The organism is Mycolicibacterium madagascariense, from assembly GCF_010729665.1.
Classification (GTDB): Bacteria; Actinomycetota; Actinomycetes; order Mycobacteriales; family Mycobacteriaceae; genus Mycobacterium; species Mycobacterium madagascariense.
This window is the reverse complement of the sequence record NZ_AP022610.1, coordinates 835,848-852,150: the sequence shown is the minus strand read 5'-3', so window position 1 is coordinate 852,150 and position 16,303 is coordinate 835,848. Positions and strand designations below refer to the sequence as shown.

At 70.6% G+C, this 16,303-nt stretch carries 15 protein-coding genes; 13 read left to right on the top strand and 2 right to left on the bottom strand.

The window, feature by feature from the left end; genetic code table 11:
• Nucleotides 1-65 precede the first annotated feature (65 nt).
• Nucleotides 66-1,709 (top strand): DEAD/DEAH box helicase, encoded by a 1,644-nt coding sequence (locus G6N60_RS03935; RefSeq protein ID WP_276028408.1) that lies wholly within the window; start codon nt 66-68, stop codon nt 1,707-1,709.
• 78 nt (nt 1,710-1,787) lie between these two features.
• Here G6N60_RS03935 and G6N60_RS03930 read toward each other — a convergent pair whose 3' ends face one another.
• Nucleotides 1,788-2,612, bottom strand: a complete 825-nt coding sequence (locus tag G6N60_RS03930) for an HAD-IIA family hydrolase (protein ID WP_163732835.1) — start codon at nt 2,610-2,612, stop codon at nt 1,788-1,790.
• Nucleotides 2,613-2,685: 73 nt separating this feature from the next.
• Between G6N60_RS03930 and G6N60_RS03925 the strand changes: the two genes are divergently transcribed.
• Genes G6N60_RS03925 through G6N60_RS03905 form a run of 5 tightly spaced genes read left to right on the top strand, consistent with a single transcriptional unit; the run spans nt 2,686 to nt 8,591 of the window.
• Nucleotides 2,686-3,606, top strand: coding sequence for an SDR family NAD(P)-dependent oxidoreductase (locus G6N60_RS03925; RefSeq protein WP_163732832.1), 921 nt, complete (start codon nt 2,686-2,688; stop codon nt 3,604-3,606).
• A gap of 2 nt (nt 3,607-3,608) precedes the next feature.
• Nucleotides 3,609-4,802 (top strand): molybdopterin molybdotransferase MoeA, encoded by a 1,194-nt coding sequence (gene moeA, locus G6N60_RS03920; protein ID WP_163743418.1) that lies wholly within the window; start codon nt 3,609-3,611, stop codon nt 4,800-4,802.
• 22 nt (nt 4,803-4,824) lie between these two features.
• Nucleotides 4,825-5,538: a phosphatidylserine decarboxylase gene (locus G6N60_RS03915; RefSeq protein WP_163732828.1), complete on the top strand. Its 714-nt coding sequence runs from the start codon at nt 4,825-4,827 to the stop codon at nt 5,536-5,538.
• The gene (locus tag G6N60_RS03910) at nt 5,535-6,386 is read left to right on the top strand and encodes a CDP-alcohol phosphatidyltransferase family protein (protein WP_163732825.1); all 852 of its coding nucleotides are present in this window, start codon (nt 5,535-5,537) and stop codon (nt 6,384-6,386) included. The genes G6N60_RS03915 and G6N60_RS03910 overlap by 4 nt, the downstream gene beginning before the upstream one ends.
• Before the next feature lie 3 nt (nt 6,387-6,389).
• Entirely contained in the window at nt 6,390-8,591 is a 2,202-nt protein-coding gene (locus G6N60_RS03905) for an AAA family ATPase (protein WP_246240294.1), read from the top strand.
• Nucleotide 8,592: 1 nt separating this feature from the next.
• On the opposite strand, the gene G6N60_RS03900 is transcribed toward G6N60_RS03905, so the two are convergent.
• The gene (locus tag G6N60_RS03900; RefSeq protein ID WP_163732822.1) at nt 8,593-9,066 is read right to left on the bottom strand and encodes an SRPBCC family protein; all 474 of its coding nucleotides are present in this window, start codon (nt 9,064-9,066) and stop codon (nt 8,593-8,595) included.
• A gap of 146 nt (nt 9,067-9,212) precedes the next feature.
• Here G6N60_RS03900 and G6N60_RS03895 point away from each other — a divergent pair, with 146 nt between their 5' ends.
• The 7 genes from G6N60_RS03895 to G6N60_RS03865 all read left to right on the top strand — a co-directional run bounded on the left by G6N60_RS03895 (nt 9,213) and on the right by G6N60_RS03865 (nt 16,293).
• Nucleotides 9,213-12,080 (top strand): Na+/H+ antiporter subunit A, encoded by a 2,868-nt coding sequence (locus G6N60_RS03895; protein WP_163732819.1) that lies wholly within the window; start codon nt 9,213-9,215, stop codon nt 12,078-12,080.
• Nucleotides 12,077-12,559: a Na(+)/H(+) antiporter subunit C gene (locus G6N60_RS03890; RefSeq protein ID WP_163732816.1), complete on the top strand. Its 483-nt coding sequence runs from the start codon at nt 12,077-12,079 to the stop codon at nt 12,557-12,559. The genes G6N60_RS03895 and G6N60_RS03890 overlap by 4 nt, the downstream gene beginning before the upstream one ends.
• Nucleotides 12,556-14,148, top strand: a complete 1,593-nt coding sequence (locus G6N60_RS03885) for a Na+/H+ antiporter subunit D (RefSeq protein ID WP_163732813.1) — start codon at nt 12,556-12,558, stop codon at nt 14,146-14,148. Before G6N60_RS03890 ends, G6N60_RS03885 begins: the two co-directional genes overlap by 4 nt.
• A complete protein-coding gene (locus G6N60_RS03880) occupies nt 14,145-14,678 on the top strand; it encodes a Na+/H+ antiporter subunit E (RefSeq protein ID WP_163732809.1) in 534 nt (177 codons plus the stop codon). The genes G6N60_RS03885 and G6N60_RS03880 overlap by 4 nt, the downstream gene beginning before the upstream one ends.
• 67 nt (nt 14,679-14,745) lie before the next feature.
• Entirely contained in the window at nt 14,746-15,024 is a 279-nt protein-coding gene (locus G6N60_RS03875; RefSeq protein ID WP_163732806.1) for a monovalent cation/H+ antiporter complex subunit F, read from the top strand.
• A complete protein-coding gene (gene mnhG / locus G6N60_RS03870) occupies nt 15,021-15,365 on the top strand; it encodes a monovalent cation/H(+) antiporter subunit G (RefSeq protein ID WP_163732803.1) in 345 nt (114 codons plus the stop codon). Before G6N60_RS03875 ends, mnhG begins: the two co-directional genes overlap by 4 nt.
• Nucleotides 15,352-16,293 carry a class I SAM-dependent methyltransferase gene (locus tag G6N60_RS03865; protein WP_163732800.1) on the top strand — a complete coding sequence of 314 codons (942 nt, stop codon included), beginning with the start codon at nt 15,352-15,354 and terminating at the stop codon, nt 16,291-16,293. Before mnhG ends, G6N60_RS03865 begins: the two co-directional genes overlap by 14 nt.
• The last annotated feature ends 10 nt before the right edge of the window (nt 16,294-16,303 follow it).

Genomic DNA, 16,303 nt, shown 5'->3' with positions numbered 1-16,303 from the left:
GTCTTCGGGTGCCGGGTTACGCAGCGCCCAGCACCCAGGCTTTGCGGGGCTGGCAACGTCGGGCCATGGTGAAGTACCTGGCAGCACGGCCGCGGGACTTCCTCGCGGTGGCGACACCGGGATCGGGCAAGACGACCTTCGCGCTGCGCATCGCCGGTGAGCTCCTCGCTGATGGCACCGTCGAGCGCATCACGATCGTCGTGCCGACCGAACACCTCAAGATCCAGTGGGCGCGCGCCGCGGCAGGCATCGGCATCTCGCTGGACCCCAAGTTCAGCAACTCCTCGGCGCAGAACTCCGACGAGTACCACGGCGTCGTCGTGACCTATGCCCAGGTGGCCAGCCACCCGGGACGACACCGCGTGCGCACCGAGAACCGCAGGACGCTCGTCGTGTTCGACGAGATCCATCACGGCGGTGACGCCAAGAGCTGGGGCGACGCGGTCCGCGAGGCGTTCAGCGATGCGACCCGGCGGCTGGCGCTGACCGGCACGCCGTTCCGCAGCGACGACAGCGCGATCCCGTTCGTCACCTATGAGCGCGGTCCGGACGGGTTGCAGCGCTCGCAGGCCGACCACGTCTACGGCTACGCCGACGCGCTCGCCGACGGCGTGGTGCGGCCCGTGGTGTTCCTCGCGTACTCGGGTGAGTCGCGATGGCGCGACAGCGCGGGTGAGGAACACGCGGCGCGTCTCGGCGAACCGCTGAACGCCGAACAGACCGCCCGCGCCTGGCGGACCGCCCTGAACCCGGCGGGCGAGTGGATGCCCGCGGTAATCGCGGCGGCCGACAAGCGCCTGCAGCAGAAGCGTCAGCACGTGCCCGACGCCGGCGGCATGATCATCGCCTCGGATCAGACGGCGGCGCGGGCGTACGCCGACCTGCTGACGAAGATCACCGGCGAGGTCCCGACGGTCGTGCTGTCCGACGACCCGGGTTCGTCGGACCGCATCACGCAGTACGCGCAGAGCACCAGCCGTTGGCTCGTCGCGGTGCGCATGGTGTCCGAGGGCGTCGACGTGCCGCGCCTCGCGGTCGGCGTGTACGCGACCAGTGCGTCGACCCCGCTGTTCTTCGCCCAGGCGATCGGCCGCTACGTGCGGTCGCGCCGGCCCGGCGAGACGGCGAGCATCTTCCTGCCGTCGGTGCCGAACCTGCTGCAGCTGGCCAGCGAGATGGAGGCCCAGCGCAATCACGTGCTCGGCAAGCCGCACCGCGAACCGCAGGGCGAGTGGGACGAGGACGCCCTCGCCGACGCCGCGAAGGAGAAGTCCGAACGCGACGAGATGGACAACGGCTTCGAGATGCTCGGCGCCGACGCGGAATTGGATCAGGTGATCTTCGACGGGTCGTCGTTCGGGACGGCTACCCCGTCGGGCAGCGACGAGGAGGCCGACTACCTCGGCATCCCCGGTCTACTCGATGCCGCCCAGATGCGAGACCTGTTGCGGCGCAGGCAGGATGAGCAGTTGAAGAAGCGCACCGCGGCGGGTGGCACGCTACCGGTGCCCGGCACGACGCACGGCCAGCTGCGCGATCTGCGCAAGGAGCTCAACGCGCTGGTGACGCTCGCCCATCACCGAACGGGCAAGCCGCACGGCTGGATCCACAACGAGCTGCGCCGCATCTGCGGTGGGCCGGTCGTCGCGGCGGCGAACTCCGACCAGCTCGCCGCGCGCATCGAAGCGGTGCGATCGCTGCGGGCCTGAGTTCCCCTCGCGAGCAGACGCAACGGGCCCTGAAATACCCCGAATGAGGGCCCTTTGCGTCTGCTCGCGGGGGAACTGCTACAGCCCCAGCAGCTCCGGGAAGTCGGCGATCGAGTCGATGACGTGATTGGGTTGCATCGCGAATTCGTCTGCGGCCCAACGGTCCAACGTGTCCTGGCGGAACTTGCCGGTGCGCACCAACACCCCCGTCATGCCCACGACCTGACCGGCCAGCACGTCATTGTTGAGGTCGTCGCCGACGACGTACATCTCCTCGGGTTCGACGCCGAGCCGACTCGCCGCGGCGAGGAAGCCCTCGGGGGCGGGCTTGCCGACGGCGGTGGCCTTGCGACCGGAGGTCTCCTCCATGCCGATGAGGTACATCCCGGTGTCGACCCGCAGCCCGTCGGCGGTGTTCCACGCCGTGCTGCGGTGCATGGCCACGACCGGAACGCCCTGCGCCATCCAGTCGTACACCCGGCTGAGGGTGACGTGGTCGTACTCCGAACCGGCCCCGCCGAGCAGGACGACGTCGGGGGTGTCGGGGTTGCCGTCGACCCCGAGGAGATGGACGTCGTGGGCGTAGACGATGTCGATGCCCGGCATGTCCTCGGCGATCTGTCCGCTGTTGACCAGGAAGCACGTCGCGTCGGGGTAGCGGCTGCGCACGTAGTCCGCCGTCAGGACCGCCGCGGTCAGGACCTCGTCGGAGCTGACGTCCATCCCGGCGTCGGTCAGCAGGCGGGCGATCTGCGCCCTGGTCTTGGTGGTGGTGTTGGTGAGGTAGGTCCTGGCGATCTGGTGCTCGGCGAGCGTCTGCAGCGTCTCCGCGGCGCCGGGGATGGGCTCCCAGGACGTCACCAGGACACCGTCGATGTCGAACAGCACCCCGCCGATAGCCATGGTGCCGAGGTTAAACCGCGGACGGGGCGGCGCAACTCGGGCTCTCATCCCCGCCCTGGGTAGGGTCGAGCCCATGAGCGCCAAGGAGTGGACGGCCGCCGACGTCGGAGATCAGAGCGGGCGCGTCGCCATCGTGACCGGTTCCAACACGGGCCTGGGGTTCGAGACCGCGCTGGTCCTCGCGGCCAGGGGGGCGCGGGTCGTCCTTGCGGTGCGCGACGTCGCCAAGGGCGAGGCCGCCGCGGCCAGGATCGTCGAGCGGGCGCCCCGCGCCGACGTGACGGTGCAACGGCTGGACGCCGGCTCGCTGGCCTCGGTCCGGGCTGCGGCCGACGAGCTCAAGAACGCCTACCCCCGCATCGACCTGCTGATCAACAACGCCGGGGTGATGTATCCGCCGAAGCAGGTCACCGAGGACGGGTTCGAGCTGCAGTTCGGCACCAACCACCTCGGCGCGTTCGCGCTGACCGGCCTGCTGCTGGAGAATTTGCTGCCCGTCGAGGGTTCCCGCGTCGTCGCGGTGGCCAGCATCGCCCACCGCATCCAGGCCGGCATCCACTTCGACGATCTGCAGTGGGAGCGCAGCTACAACCGGGTCGCCGCCTACGGGCAGTCGAAGCTGTCCAATCTGATGTTCACCTACGAGCTCGACCGGAGGCTGGCCGCGAAGGACGCGAACACGATCGCCGTCGCCGCGCACCCCGGCATCTCCAACACCGAGCTGATGCGTCACGTCCCCGGCTCGGGACTGCCCGGGTTCCGCACGGTGGCGGGCCTGTTCACCAACAGCGCCGAGGTCGGCGCGCTCGCGACGCTGCGCGCGGCCACCGACCCGGCCGTCAGCGGCGGCCAGTACTACGGACCGGACGGATTCCGCGAGCTGCGTGGGCATCCCGTGCTCGTCGAGTCCAGCGCGCAGAGCCACGATCGCGAGATCCAGCGCCGGTTGTGGGCCGTCTCCGAAGAGCTCACCGGCGTCACCTACCCGGTGTGACCATGCGGTTGGTCGAGGAGCACCAGCGCGTCGTGGCCGCCCTGATCACCCCGCGGGCGCCGCAGGCCGTCGACGTCGGCGACGCGCTCGGGCTCGTCCTGGCCGACGACGTCGTCGCACCGCTGTCGCTGCCGGGGTTCGACAACTCGGCCATGGACGGGTACGCCGTCGTGGCCGAGGACATCGCGGCGGCCACCACCGATCGTCCCGTGAAACTCGTTGTCGCCGAAGACATTCCGGCCGGGCGCACGGACTCGCTGGTGCTCGCGCCCGGCACGGCGCACCGCATCATGACGGGCGCTCCCCTGCCCGCCGGGGCCACCGCCGTGGTCCCGGTCGAGGCGACCGACGGCGCGATCGACACCGTGTCCATCCGGGCCAGTGTCGTTGCAGGACAACACGTCCGGCGCGCGGGTGAGGACGTGACCGCGGGCACCACGGTGCTGCGCGCGGGCCAGGTGCTCACGCCGGCGGCACTGGGACTGGTCGCGGCACTCGGGCTGGCTCGGGTCGACGTGGTTGCCCGACTTCGGGTTCTGGTCATGTCGACCGGAACGGAGCTGGTGGCCCCCGGCACGCCACTGCGCCCCGGGCAGATCTACGAGTCCAACGCCGTCATGCTGGCCGCTGCGGTGCGCGACGCGGGCGCCGACGTCACGACCTCGTCGATGACCGACGACGACGTCGACACCTTCCGCGCGGAGCTGCACCGCCATGCCGCCGACGCCGATCTGATCATCACGACCGGCGGGGTCAGCGCGGGCGCGTACGAGGTCGTCAAGGACAGCCTGGCCGAGCAGGTCGAGTTCGTGAAGGTCGCCATGCAGCCCGGCATGCCCCAGGGCGCGGGGACCGTGGCCGGAACGCCAATCATCACGTTGCCCGGCAATCCCGTCAGCGCGCTGGTGTCCTTCGAGGTGTTCCTGCGCGGGCCGTTGCGGGCCGCGATGGGGCTGCCGCACCCCGACCGGCCCCGTCTGACGGCGACCCTGATCGAGGACCTGACCTCCCCGCGCGGCAAGCGCCAGTTCCGCCGCGGCGTTCTCGATCCGACGGCCAACACCGTGACCAGCTACGGGCCGCCGGCGTCGCATCACCTGCGGTGGCTGGCGTCGGCGAATTGCCTGCTGGAGATCGGCGAGGACGTCACGGAATTGGCCGCCGGTTCACCGGTGCGGGTATGGGACCTGGGCTAGCCCCCGTAGAATCGCAAGCCTCATGGCCAGACCCGCGCGCCCCGCCGATGCCGCCGACCAGTCCGAGCTCTCCCGATTCGTCGACCTCGTCCGTTCCACCGTGCCGCCCGTCCACCCGGCCGGCCTGCCGTTCATCGCCGGCGGTCTCGGGGTGGCCGCCGCCGGGCGCCGACACCGCTGGCTGCGCACGACCGCGCTGACCGCGGCGAGCGCGTGCGCGCTGTTCTTCCGGCACCCGCCGCGCGTGCCGCCGACGCGGCCCGGCGTCGTGGTCGCACCGGCCGACGGCCTGGTCACGCTCATCGAACGGGTCCGTCCGCCGGCCGCCCTGAACATGCCCGACGTGCCGATGACGAGGGTCAGCATCTTCCTGTCCATCTTCGACGCCCACGTGCAGCGCGCCCCCGTCGCCGGTGAGGTCGTCACCGTCAAGTACCGGCCCGGCAGCTTCGTCTCTGCCGAGCGCGCCGAGGCCAGCGAAGTCAACGAGTCCAACGCCATGTGGCTGCGCACCGCCGAGGGCGTCGACGTCGCGGCCGTCCAGATCGCCGGGCTCGTCGCGCGCCGCATCGTGTGCACCGCCCGCGCCGGGGACAAGCTGGACCTCGGCGAGACCTACGGGCTGATCCGCTTCGGGTCGCGCCTCGACACGTACCTGCCCGAGGATGCCCGCCTCCTGGTCGAGATCGGCCAGCGGGCGATCGGCGGCGAGACGGTCCTGGCGGAGTTGGCGTGACCACCGGCGCGGGCAAGCGCAGCCTCCGAATCCTGCCCAGCGCGACCACCGTCCTGGCGATCTGCGCGGGGCTCAGCTCGGTCAAGTTCGCGCTCGACGAGAAGCCCTGGATCTCGCTCGCCCTGATCGGGGCCGCGGCCATCCTCGACGGCATCGACGGCGGCATCGCGCGCGCGTTGAACGCGCAGTCCCGGATGGGCGCCGAGATCGACTCACTGGCCGACGCGGTCAACTTCGGGGTGGCCCCGGCGCTGGTGATCTACGTGACGCTGCTGCAGCACTCCCAGGCCGGGTGGATCTTCGTGCTGCTGTACGCCGTCTGCGTGGTGCTGCGGCTGGCCCGCTTCAATGCGCTGCTCGACGACGACACCCGCCCGGCCTACACCCGCGAGTTCTTCACCGGGATGCCCGCGCCGTGCGGGGCCGTCGGATCGATCGGCCCGCTGGTCGCCATGATGCAGTTCGGTCAGGGGTGGTGGACGTCGTCGTGGTTCGTCTGCGTGTGGCTTGCGGCGAACGCGGCGCTGCTCGTCAGCCGGGTGCCGACGCTGGCGCTCAAGGCCATCTCGGTGCCGCCGAACGCCGCTCCGATCCTGCTGATCCTCGTCGCCGCCGCGGCGGCGGGTCTGCTGCTGTTCCCGTACGTGCTGGTGCTGCTGATCATCGCCGGCTACCTGGTGCTCATGCCGTTCACCATCCGCAGCCAACGCTGGGTGGCGGCCCGTCCGGAGGCCTGGGACGCCAAACCCCAACAGCGACGGGCGGTCCGGCGCGCCGCGCGTCGGGCGGCACCCCACCGCCGGTCGGTGGCACGCCTCGGGCTACGCAGGCCGGGTCCCCGGCGGTAGGCGGTGACCGATCACCTGACCCAGGCGTTCGACGAGCCGCCCCCGGGGCGACTGACCCTCGTGGCCCGGCTCAACACGTCGGCGTCGGACTCCCGCCGCGGTGTCGTGCGTCTGCATCCGGAGGCGTTGGCCGCGTTGGGAATTCGCGAGTGGGATGCGGTGTCGCTGACGGGTGCGCGCACCACCTCAGCGGTCGCGGGCCTCGCCCCCGCAGGCACTCCGGCGGGCACCGCACTGCTCGACGACGTGACGCTGTCCAACGCCGGGGTCAGGGAGAACGCCGCCGTGCTGGTGGCCCCGGTGACGGTGTACGGCGCGCGTTCGGTCACGGTGAGCGGCTCGCGTCTGGCCACGCAGTCGGTCTCGTCGGCGACCCTGCGCATGGCCCTGCTCGGCAAGGTGATGACGGTCGGTGACACGGTGTCGCTGCTACCCCGCGACCTCGGACCGGGCACGTCGACCTCGGCGGCGTCGGCCGCACTTACGTCGTCGGTCGGCATCACGTGGACCTCGGAGCTGCTGACGGTGACGGGAACCGACCCTGCCGGACCCGTGAGCGTGCAACCCAATTCACTCGTCACGTGGGGCGGTGGCACCGCCCCGGCGAACTCGGCGCCGACCGTGGCGCGCCCGGTCACCACCGCCGCGCGACCCGCGATCGGCGTCGACGACCTCCGGGGTGCCCGCGCCCAGGCGGGCCGGCTGACCGAGTGGCTGAAGCTCGCCCTCGATCAACCCGAACTGCTCCAAACCCTGGGCGCCACGGCCAATCTCGGTGTCCTGGTGTCGGGACCCGCGGGCGTCGGCAAGGCCACCCTGGTGCGGGCCGTCTGCGCCGGACGTCGCCTCGTCGAACTGGACGGTCCCGAGATCGGGGCGCTTCGGCCCGAGGACCGGCTGGCCAGCGTGACGTCGGCCGTCGCCACCCTGCGCGACGGCGGTGGGGTCCTGCTCGTCACCGACGTCGACGCGCTGCTACCCGCCACCGCGGAACCCGTCGCCACGCTGATTCTCGCCGAGCTGCGCACGGCGGTCGCCACGCCGGGCGTGGCATTCGTCGCGACGTCCGCGGTGCCCGACGCCGTCGACGCGCGCCTGCGCGCACCCGATCTGTGCGACCGCGAGCTGGGACTGAGCCTGCCCGACGCCGCGACGCGCAAGGCGCTCCTGGAGGCGCTGCTGCGCGGCGTGCCGGCATCTACTCTGGATCTCGACGAGATCGCCTCGCGGACAACGGGTTTCGTGGCCGCCGACCTCGCCGCCGTGGTGCGGGAGGCGGCGCTGCGGGCGGCCGCGCGGGCCAGCGCCGACGGGGCGGCGCCCGCCCTCGTCCAGGACGACCTCACCGGTGCGCTCTCGGTGATCCGGCCGCTGTCGCGCTCGGCGACCGAGGAGATCGCGGTCGGCGCGGTCACTCTCGACGACGTCGGCGACATGGTCGAGACCAAGCAGGCGCTGACCGAGGCGGTGCTGTGGCCGCTGCAGCATCCCGATACGTTCGCGCGCCTTGGCGTCGAACCGCCGCGCGGCGTGCTGCTCTACGGTCCGCCCGGATGCGGCAAGACGTTCGTCGTGCGGGCGCTCGCCAGCAGCGGCCGGTTGTCGGTGCACGCGGTCAAGGGTGCCGAGCTGATGGACAAGTGGGTCGGCGCCTCGGAGAAGGCGGTGCGCGAATTGTTCCGTCGGGCACGCGATTCCGCGCCGTCGCTGGTGTTCCTCGACGAACTCGACGCGCTGGCCCCGCGGCGCGGGCAGAGCTCCGACTCCGGCGTGAGCGATCGCGTCGTCGCCGCCCTGCTGACCGAGCTCGACGGCATCGACCCGCTGCGCGACGTCGTCGTGCTCGGCGCCACCAATCGACCCGACCTGATCGACCCGGCCCTGCTGCGACCCGGCCGGCTGGAGAAGCTGGTGTTCGTCGAACCGCCCGACGCCGACGCCCGCCGGGAGATCCTGCGCACGTCGGGTGCCTCCATACCGCTGAGTGCCGACGTCGACCTCGACGAGCTCGCCGATCACCTCGAAGGCTATAGCGCCGCCGATTGCGTTGCGCTGCTTCGAGAATCGGCGTTGACGGCCATGCGTCGCTCGATCGACGCGGCCGACGTCACCGCCGCCGACGTCGAAAAGGCTAGGGCCACCGTGCGACCGTCCCTCGATCCGGCGCAGGTGGACTCGCTGCGGGCCTTCGCCGAGCAGCGCTGAATCACCCGCGCTCGGCGAGTGCGGCGAGCCGCGTCAGCGACGCCCGCAGCGCATCGGAGTCGGTGGCCCGGGCCCGGGCGAGACGACTCTCGTCGGTCAGTCGAGACCAGTCGTAGGTGTGGGTGACGCGGGTGTGGGCGTCGTCCAGCGGCTCGAGTTCCCAGCGCCACAGATGACCGGGCGGCGCCGAGCCGGGCTCCGCCGGCTGCCACGCGATGCGCCGGCCCTCCTCGAACTCGACGACGTGGTTCTCACGCACCGCGCCCATCGTGATCGACATGGAGAAGACGTCGCCGACGGCGTGCACGCGCTGACCGTGCGCCGCCTCGGCAAGGTTGTCGTTGCCGTCCCAGCGGGGCTGCTCGGCCGGATCGGCGATCAGGGCGAAGATCCGCTCGGCCGGAGCGGCCACGTCGAGGCTCGCGCTCGCGATCCGGTCCTGCCCCGTCTGCTCGCTGCCATCCCCGTGCGCCATGGCACCCATTGAACCGTCCCCCGCTCCGCGAGACCATCGACACGACCCACGTAAACTCCTCGGGAGACAGAGCCTGCTCCGAAGACCGATGCTCGCCGCGAAAGCGCACATCGCAGGCTGACACCCCGATCGAGGACCGGAGTGCCATGCTCGCCATTCTGTACGCGCACGCGGTGGCCGCCCTGGTGGCGCCCGTCCTCGTGCACCGCTGGGGACGACGAGCCTTCTATCCGCTGGCGCTGGTGCCGCTGGGCTCGCTGCCCTGGGTCGTGCTCAATTGGCCGGGCCGGGGTGGCCAGTGCGAGCGCACCGTGCACCTCGACTGGATCCCCGAGCTGTCGATGGACGTTACGTTCCGCTTCGATGCGCTGGCGGCGATCATGAGCGTGCTGGTGTTGGCGATCGGTTCGCTGGTGCTGTTCTACTGCGCCCAGTACTTCCACCATCACGACGACCACGTGGAGCGACGGCTGCCGAGCTTCGCCGCGGAGCTCGTCGCGTTCGCCGGGGCCATGTTCGGACTCGTCGTCAGCGACAACATGCTGATGCTCTACCTGTTCTGGGAGCTGACGACGGTCCTGTCGTTCCTGCTCGTCGGGCACTACGCCGAACGCGCCACCAGCCGTCGTGCGGCCACCCAGGCGCTGCTCGTCACCACCGCCGGCGGGCTGGCCATGCTGGTCGGCATCGTCATCCTCGGCGAGACGTCCGGCACCTACCGGCTGTCCCAATTGGTCGCCGCGCCACCCTCGGGCACGGCCGCCGCGGTCGCGCTGATCCTGATGCTCGTCGGCGCAGTGTCGAAGTCCGCGCTGGTGCCCTTCCACTTCTGGCTGCCCGGCGCGATGGCGGCGCCGACTCCGGTCAGCGCCTACCTGCATGCGGCGGCGATGGTGAAGGCGGGGGTCTACCTGGTGGCCCGTCTGACGCCCGGCTTCGCCGACTCGCCGGGGTGGCGGCCGACGATCGTCGTGCTGGGGCTGGGCACCATGCTGCTGGCGGGGTGGCGCGCAATCCGCGAGTACGACCTAAAGCTGATCCTCGCGTTCGGCACCGTCAGCCAACTGGGCCTCATCACGCTGATGGTCGGGATCGGCGGGGGCGATCTCCTGCTGGCCGGCCTCGCGATGCTGTGCGCGCACGCGATGTTCAAGGCCGCGCTGTTCATGGTCGTCGGCGTCATCGACCACGCCACCGGCACCCGGGACATCCGGCGGCTCGCGTGGCTCGGCGACCGGGCGCGGCCGCTGATGGTCATCGCGATCGGGGCGACCGCCAGCATGGCCGCGCTGCCGCCCTTCATCGGCTTCGTCGCCAAGGAGGCCGATCTGACCACGCTCGCCGAGAGCCCGTCCCTCGGCGCCGCGGCGCCCTACGTGCTGGCCGGGGTGGCGTTCGGCTCGGTGTTCACCACCATCTACAGCCTGCGTTTCGTCTACGGCGCCTTCGCCCGCAAGGGTCGCCCCGAGCCGAGCCCCCGCGTCCTCGAAATGCACCGTCCCACAACGTTTTTCCTCGTCGCACCGGCCATCCTTGCGATCGCGGGCCTACTGTTCGGCGTGTGGCCGACCGGCCTGGACCGCGCGCTCGCCGACTACGCCGACACGGCTCCCGGCGGGGCCGACTACCACCTCGCCCTGTGGCACGGCGTGAATCTGCCGCTGCTGGTGTCGATCCTGGTCCTGCTCGCCGGTGCCGTCGCGTTCGTCGCACGGCACCGGTTGCGCCGGGTGCGCGTGGGCTACCTGCCGCTGGGCAACGCCGACCGCATCTACGACGCCGTCATCAAGGGCACCGACGTCTTCGCCGTCCGGCTGACGGCGCTCACCCAACGCGGGTCGATTCCCGCGACGCAGGCGGTCATCCTCTCGACGCTGGTGCTGCTGCCGACGGCGATGCTGCTGCTCGGGGCGCGCGACGTCCCGCACCTCGAGCTGTGGGACTCACCGCTGCAGGTCGTGGTCGGTCTGTTCATCCTCGCCGCGGCGCTCAGCGCGACGATGCTGCGCAACCGCTTGGCGGCGGTGCTGCTCGTCGGGGTGACCGGCTACGGCTGCGGCGTGATCTTCGTCTTCCACGGCGCCCCCGATCTCGCGCTCACGCAGTTCCTGGTGGAGACGCTGACGCTGGTGATCTTCGTGCTCGTCCTGCGCTCGCTGCCCGCCGAGGCCGACCGCGTCCACGTCAACCGACTTCGCCTGCCGCGCATCGCCTTATCCCTCGCCGTCGGTGTCAGCGTCACGGTGCTCGCGATGTTCGCGATGGCCGCGCGGACCACGCGACCGCTGGCCGACCTCCTGCCCGACGCCGCGTACTACCGCGGCAACGGCGCCAACACCGTCAACGTCCTGCTGGTCGACATCCGCGCGTGGGACACCATGGGCGAGGTCTGCGTGCTCCTGGTGGCGGCGACGGGCGTGGCCTCGATGGTGTTCCGCAACAGGCGCTTTGGCGCCGCGCCCCGCGTCGCCGACGCCGGTCAGCCCGACATCGGCCGCATCCCGGCGCTGCCGACGAGCCCCGCGATCGGCGACATCACCTGGCTGCGCGGCAGCGAGCTCCGCGACCCCCGCTACCGCTCGCTGGTACTGGAGGTGGCGACCCGGCTCATCTTCCCGCTCATCATGGTGCTGTCCTTCTACTTCTTCTTCGCGGGCCACAACACCCCGGGCGGCGGCTTCGCGGGTGGTCTCACGGCCGGGCTGGCGCTGGTGCTGCGGTATCTGGCGGGCGGACGCTACGAGCTCGGCGAGGCCCTCCCCGTGGATGCGGGCAAGCTGCTCGGCTCGGGGCTGGCGCTGTCCGCGGGGACCGCGGTGGCGTCGCTGCTGCTGGGCGCGCCGGTGCTGTCCTCGGCGGTCATCCAGCTGGATCTGCCCGTCCTCGGGCACGTCAAGCTGGTCACCGCGCTGTTCTTCGACCTCGGTGTGTATCTCATCGTCGTCGGTCTGGTGTTGGACGTGCTACGCAGTCTCGGCGCCCGCGTCGACGTCGAGATCGCGGGGTCGCGATGACCGTCTACGTCGTCCCCCTCATCCTGATCGGCGGTCTCACCAGCACCGGGGTCTACCTGCTGCTGGAACGCAACCTGACGCGAATGTTGTTGGGGCTGTTGCTCGTCGGCAATGCGGTCAATCTGCTGATCCTCACGGTCGGCGGGCCGACGGGCAATCCACCGATCCACGGCCGCACCAGTGACGGCGCCACGACGACGGCCGACCCGTTGGCGCAGGGCATGATCCTCACCGCCATCGTCATCACGATGGGCATGGCGGCGTTCGTGCTGGCGCTGACGTACCGCTCGTTCCGGCTGTCGAGGGCCGAGGAGATCGCCAACGATCCCGAGGACACCCGCGTGTCGCAGCTGTCGGACCGGGCGGCGGGCGCGATCGACGAGGACCTGCCGCCGCACCTGCCGCCGCACGAGGTGTACCCCGACACCGACGAGCCCGATGAACTGGACGCGTTGCCCGGGCACCAGGGGTCGCGATGACCGGTCAGATGCTGGCACCGCTGCCGACGGTGATCCCGATGCTCGCCGCCGCGGCGACGCTGTTCGCCGGCCGACGGCCGCGACTGCAGCGCGCCATCGCCGTGGCGGCGCTGGCCACGGTGGTGGCCGTGTGCGCGGCGCTGGTCTACCTGGCCGACCACGACGGCACCATCGCGGTCCAGGTCGGCGGCTGGGGGCAGACGGTAACCGGGGCGGGTCCGCTGGGCATCACGCTGGTGGTCGACCGACTGTCGGCGCTCATGCTGCTGGTCTCGTCGATCGTGTTGCTGGCGGTGGTGTTCTACGCCATCGGGCAGGGCATTCGCGACGGCGACGAGCGTCAGCCGGTGTCGATCTTCCTCCCCACCTACCTGGTGCTCTCCGCGGGCGTGTGCACGGCGTTCCTGGCCGGAGACCTGTTCAACCTCTTCGTCGGCTTCGAGGTGCTGCTGTCGGCGAGCTTCGTGCTGCTGACCATCGGCGCCAGCACCGATCGGGTACGGGCGGGCATCGCGTACGTAATGGTGTCGATGGTGTCGTCGCTGATCTTCCTGATCGGCCTGGCGATGATCTACGCGGCGACGGGCACGCTGAACATGGCCGAGTTGTCCGTGCGCCTGGCCGACGTGCCGTCGGGCACCAGGAGCGCGATGTTCGCCGTGCTGATGGTCGCGTTCGGCATCAAGGCCGCCGTGTTCCCGCTGTCGACGTGGCTGCCCGACTCCTACCCCACTGCGCCCGCCCCGGTCACCGCGGTCTTCGCGGGCCTGCTGACGAAAGTCGGTGTCTACGCGATCATTCGGGCCCACTCGCTGCTGTTCCCCGGCGGAGCGCTCGACCACGTCCTGCTAGTGGCCGCGCTGGTGACGATGCTGGTGGGCATCTTCGGCGCGATCGCGCAGAGCGACGTCAAGCGACTGCTGTCGTTCACGTTGGTGAGCCACATCGGCTACATGGTGTTCGGCATCGCGCTCGGCAGCCAGCTCGGCATGTCGGGAGCGATCTACTACGTGGCCCACCACATCGTCGTGCAGACCACGCTCTTCCTCGTCGTCGGTCTGATCGAACGGCAGGCGGGCGCGTCGACGCTGCAGCGGCTGGGTGGACTCGCCACGGCCAGTCCGCTGCTGGGGTTGGTGTTCATCGTGCCCGCCCTCAATCTCGGTGGTATACCGCCGTTCTCGGGGTTCATCGGCAAGGTCGCACTGCTCGAGGCGGGCGCTCGGGCCGCGTCACCGCTGGCGTGGCTCCTGGTGGGCGGCAGCGTCGTGACGAGTCTGCTGACCCTGTACGTGATGGCGCGGGTCTGGACCAAGGCGTTCTGGCGGGCGCGGGTCGACGCTCCGGAGGGTGCGCTGGCCGACCTGGGACCCTCGGCGCTGCTCGACGATTCCGACGAGGACATCGACTACTCCGACCGCGACGACGTCGGCCGCATGCCGATCGGCATGCTGGTCCCGACCGGGGCGCTCATCGCGGTGGGTCTGGCGCTGACCGTCTTCGCCGGGCCGATCTTCGGCTACGCCGAGCGCGCGGCGACCGAGGTGCTCGACCGCAGCCAGTACACGTCGGCGGTGCTGCGGCCATGACGAGACGAACACTGCTGCGGCTCGGCGTGCTGTGCTGGCTGACGCTGGTGTGGATGCTGTTGTGGGGCAACGTCTCCGCCGCGAACGTGCTCAGCGGTCTGGCCGTCGCGCTGGTGATCACCGTGCTGCTGCCGCTGCCGGCCGTACCCGTCGAGGGTCGGCTGCACCCAATCTCGTTGCTGGCCTTGGTCGTTCGAGTGAGCTACTACCTGGTGGCCTCGTCGGTCCAGGTGGCTTGGCTCGCGGTCAGACCGGGGCCGCCCCCGCAGGCGGCCGTCCTGCGGGCGCACCTGGCGATCAAGTCGGACTTCATCCTGGCGCTGGCCGTCAACGTGATCAACCTGATTCCCGGATCGATCGTGCTGGAGATCGACCAGACGCGGCGGTTGATCTACGTCCACGTCATCGACGTCGGATCCGATGCCGCCGTGCAGAAGTTCCACCGCCAGATCGCCGACGTCGAACGGCTGATGATCGCCTCGTTCGAGCGCGATGCCGATTGGGAGCCGGCACGGAGGGAGACCACGTGACTAGCCAGCGAGAAGCAGGGCGGGAGCGCGCAATGACTAGCCAGCGAGAAGCGGAGCGGGATCGCGCATGAACACCGTGTGGACCATCGCGGCGGTGCTGCTGACCGCGGCGGCGGGCATCACCGTGTACCGGCTACTGGCGGGACCCGGCACGCTGGATCGGCTGGTCGCGCTCGACACCTTCGTCGCCGTGACGATGTGTGCGATCGGCACGTGGGCCGCCTACAGCCTCGACACCACCGTCACCTACAGCCTGACGGCGCTGGCGCTGATCAGCTTCGTCGGCTCCGTCAGCGTGGCGCGGTTCCGAGTGCGCGACGACGCCGACGCGGGCGAGGAACGATGACGTGGACCGGCGTGCTCGACGCCACCGCCGCCACCCTGGTCCTCTGCGGTTCGATCCTCGCGCTGACCGCTGCGATCGGCGTGGTGCGCTTCCCGGACACGCTGTCCCGCATGCACGCTGCCACCAAGCCGCAGGTGCTCGGCCTCCTGTTGGTCCTGCTGGGAGCCGCGATCCGGCTGCGTGGTCATCCCGACGTGGGCATGCTGATCCTGGCGGGCATCTTCACCGTCATCACCGCGCCGGTGGTCGCCAACCGCGTCGGCCAACTCGCCTACCGCGAACAGAACTACCGTGACGACCTACTGACCAGAGACGAGATGGCCGACCATGACGAGAACTGACGACGACGACTGGGACGTCACCGAGAGCGTCGGCGCCACGGCACTGGGCGTCGCGATGGCGCGGGCCGCCGAAACCAGTTCAGCGACACCACTGTTCGTCGACCAGTACGCACAGTGGTTCATCGATGCCGCCATCGAGCGCGGCTGGCGGTCGCCGTTCGACGCCCAGGCGCTCGCCGAGGCCGATCCCGAGGTGGCCGAACGCATTCGGGAGCGCGCGCAGTCGATATTCGGCTACGCCGCCGTGCGCACGAAACACCTCGACGACTTCTTCCTCGAGGCGGGCGCAGCCGGCATCACTCAGGTCGTCATCCTCGCGGCGGGTTTGGACGCACGGGCGTGGCGGTTGCCCTGGACGTCCGACACCGTCGTGTTCGAACTCGACCAACCCAGAGTGCTCGACTTCAAGGCCGAGACGCTACGAGCCCACGGCGCCGAGCCCAGCGCCCGCCACGTCGCGGTGGCGGTCGATCTGCGTCAGGATTGGCCAACGGCGTTGCAGCAGAACGGCTTCGACCCGTCACGACCGACGTCCTGGCTCGCCGAGGGACTGCTACCGTATCTGCCTGCGGCGGCCCAGGATCTGCTGTTCGACAGGATCCAGGCGCTGAGCGCGGCCGACAGTCGCATTGCCGTGGAAGCGTTCTCGCCGACCTTCTTCGACCCCGAACACCAACGGCGACGCCGGGAGGACATGGCCAAGCTGCGCGCCGCCGCCGGTGCCGCCGAGGACGCCACCCCCGACGTCACCGCACTCTTCTACAACGAGCCCCGCGCCGACGTCGCCGACTGGCTGCGCTCCCACGGTTGGGACGTCAGCACGGAGACGACGGCCACCCTGATGGCCCGTCACAAGCCGCACCTGTCAAGGGATCTGCAGAATCCCGACAGCATCTTCGTCGAGGGACGTCGGCTCACCGGTCCCTGATCACGCCCGG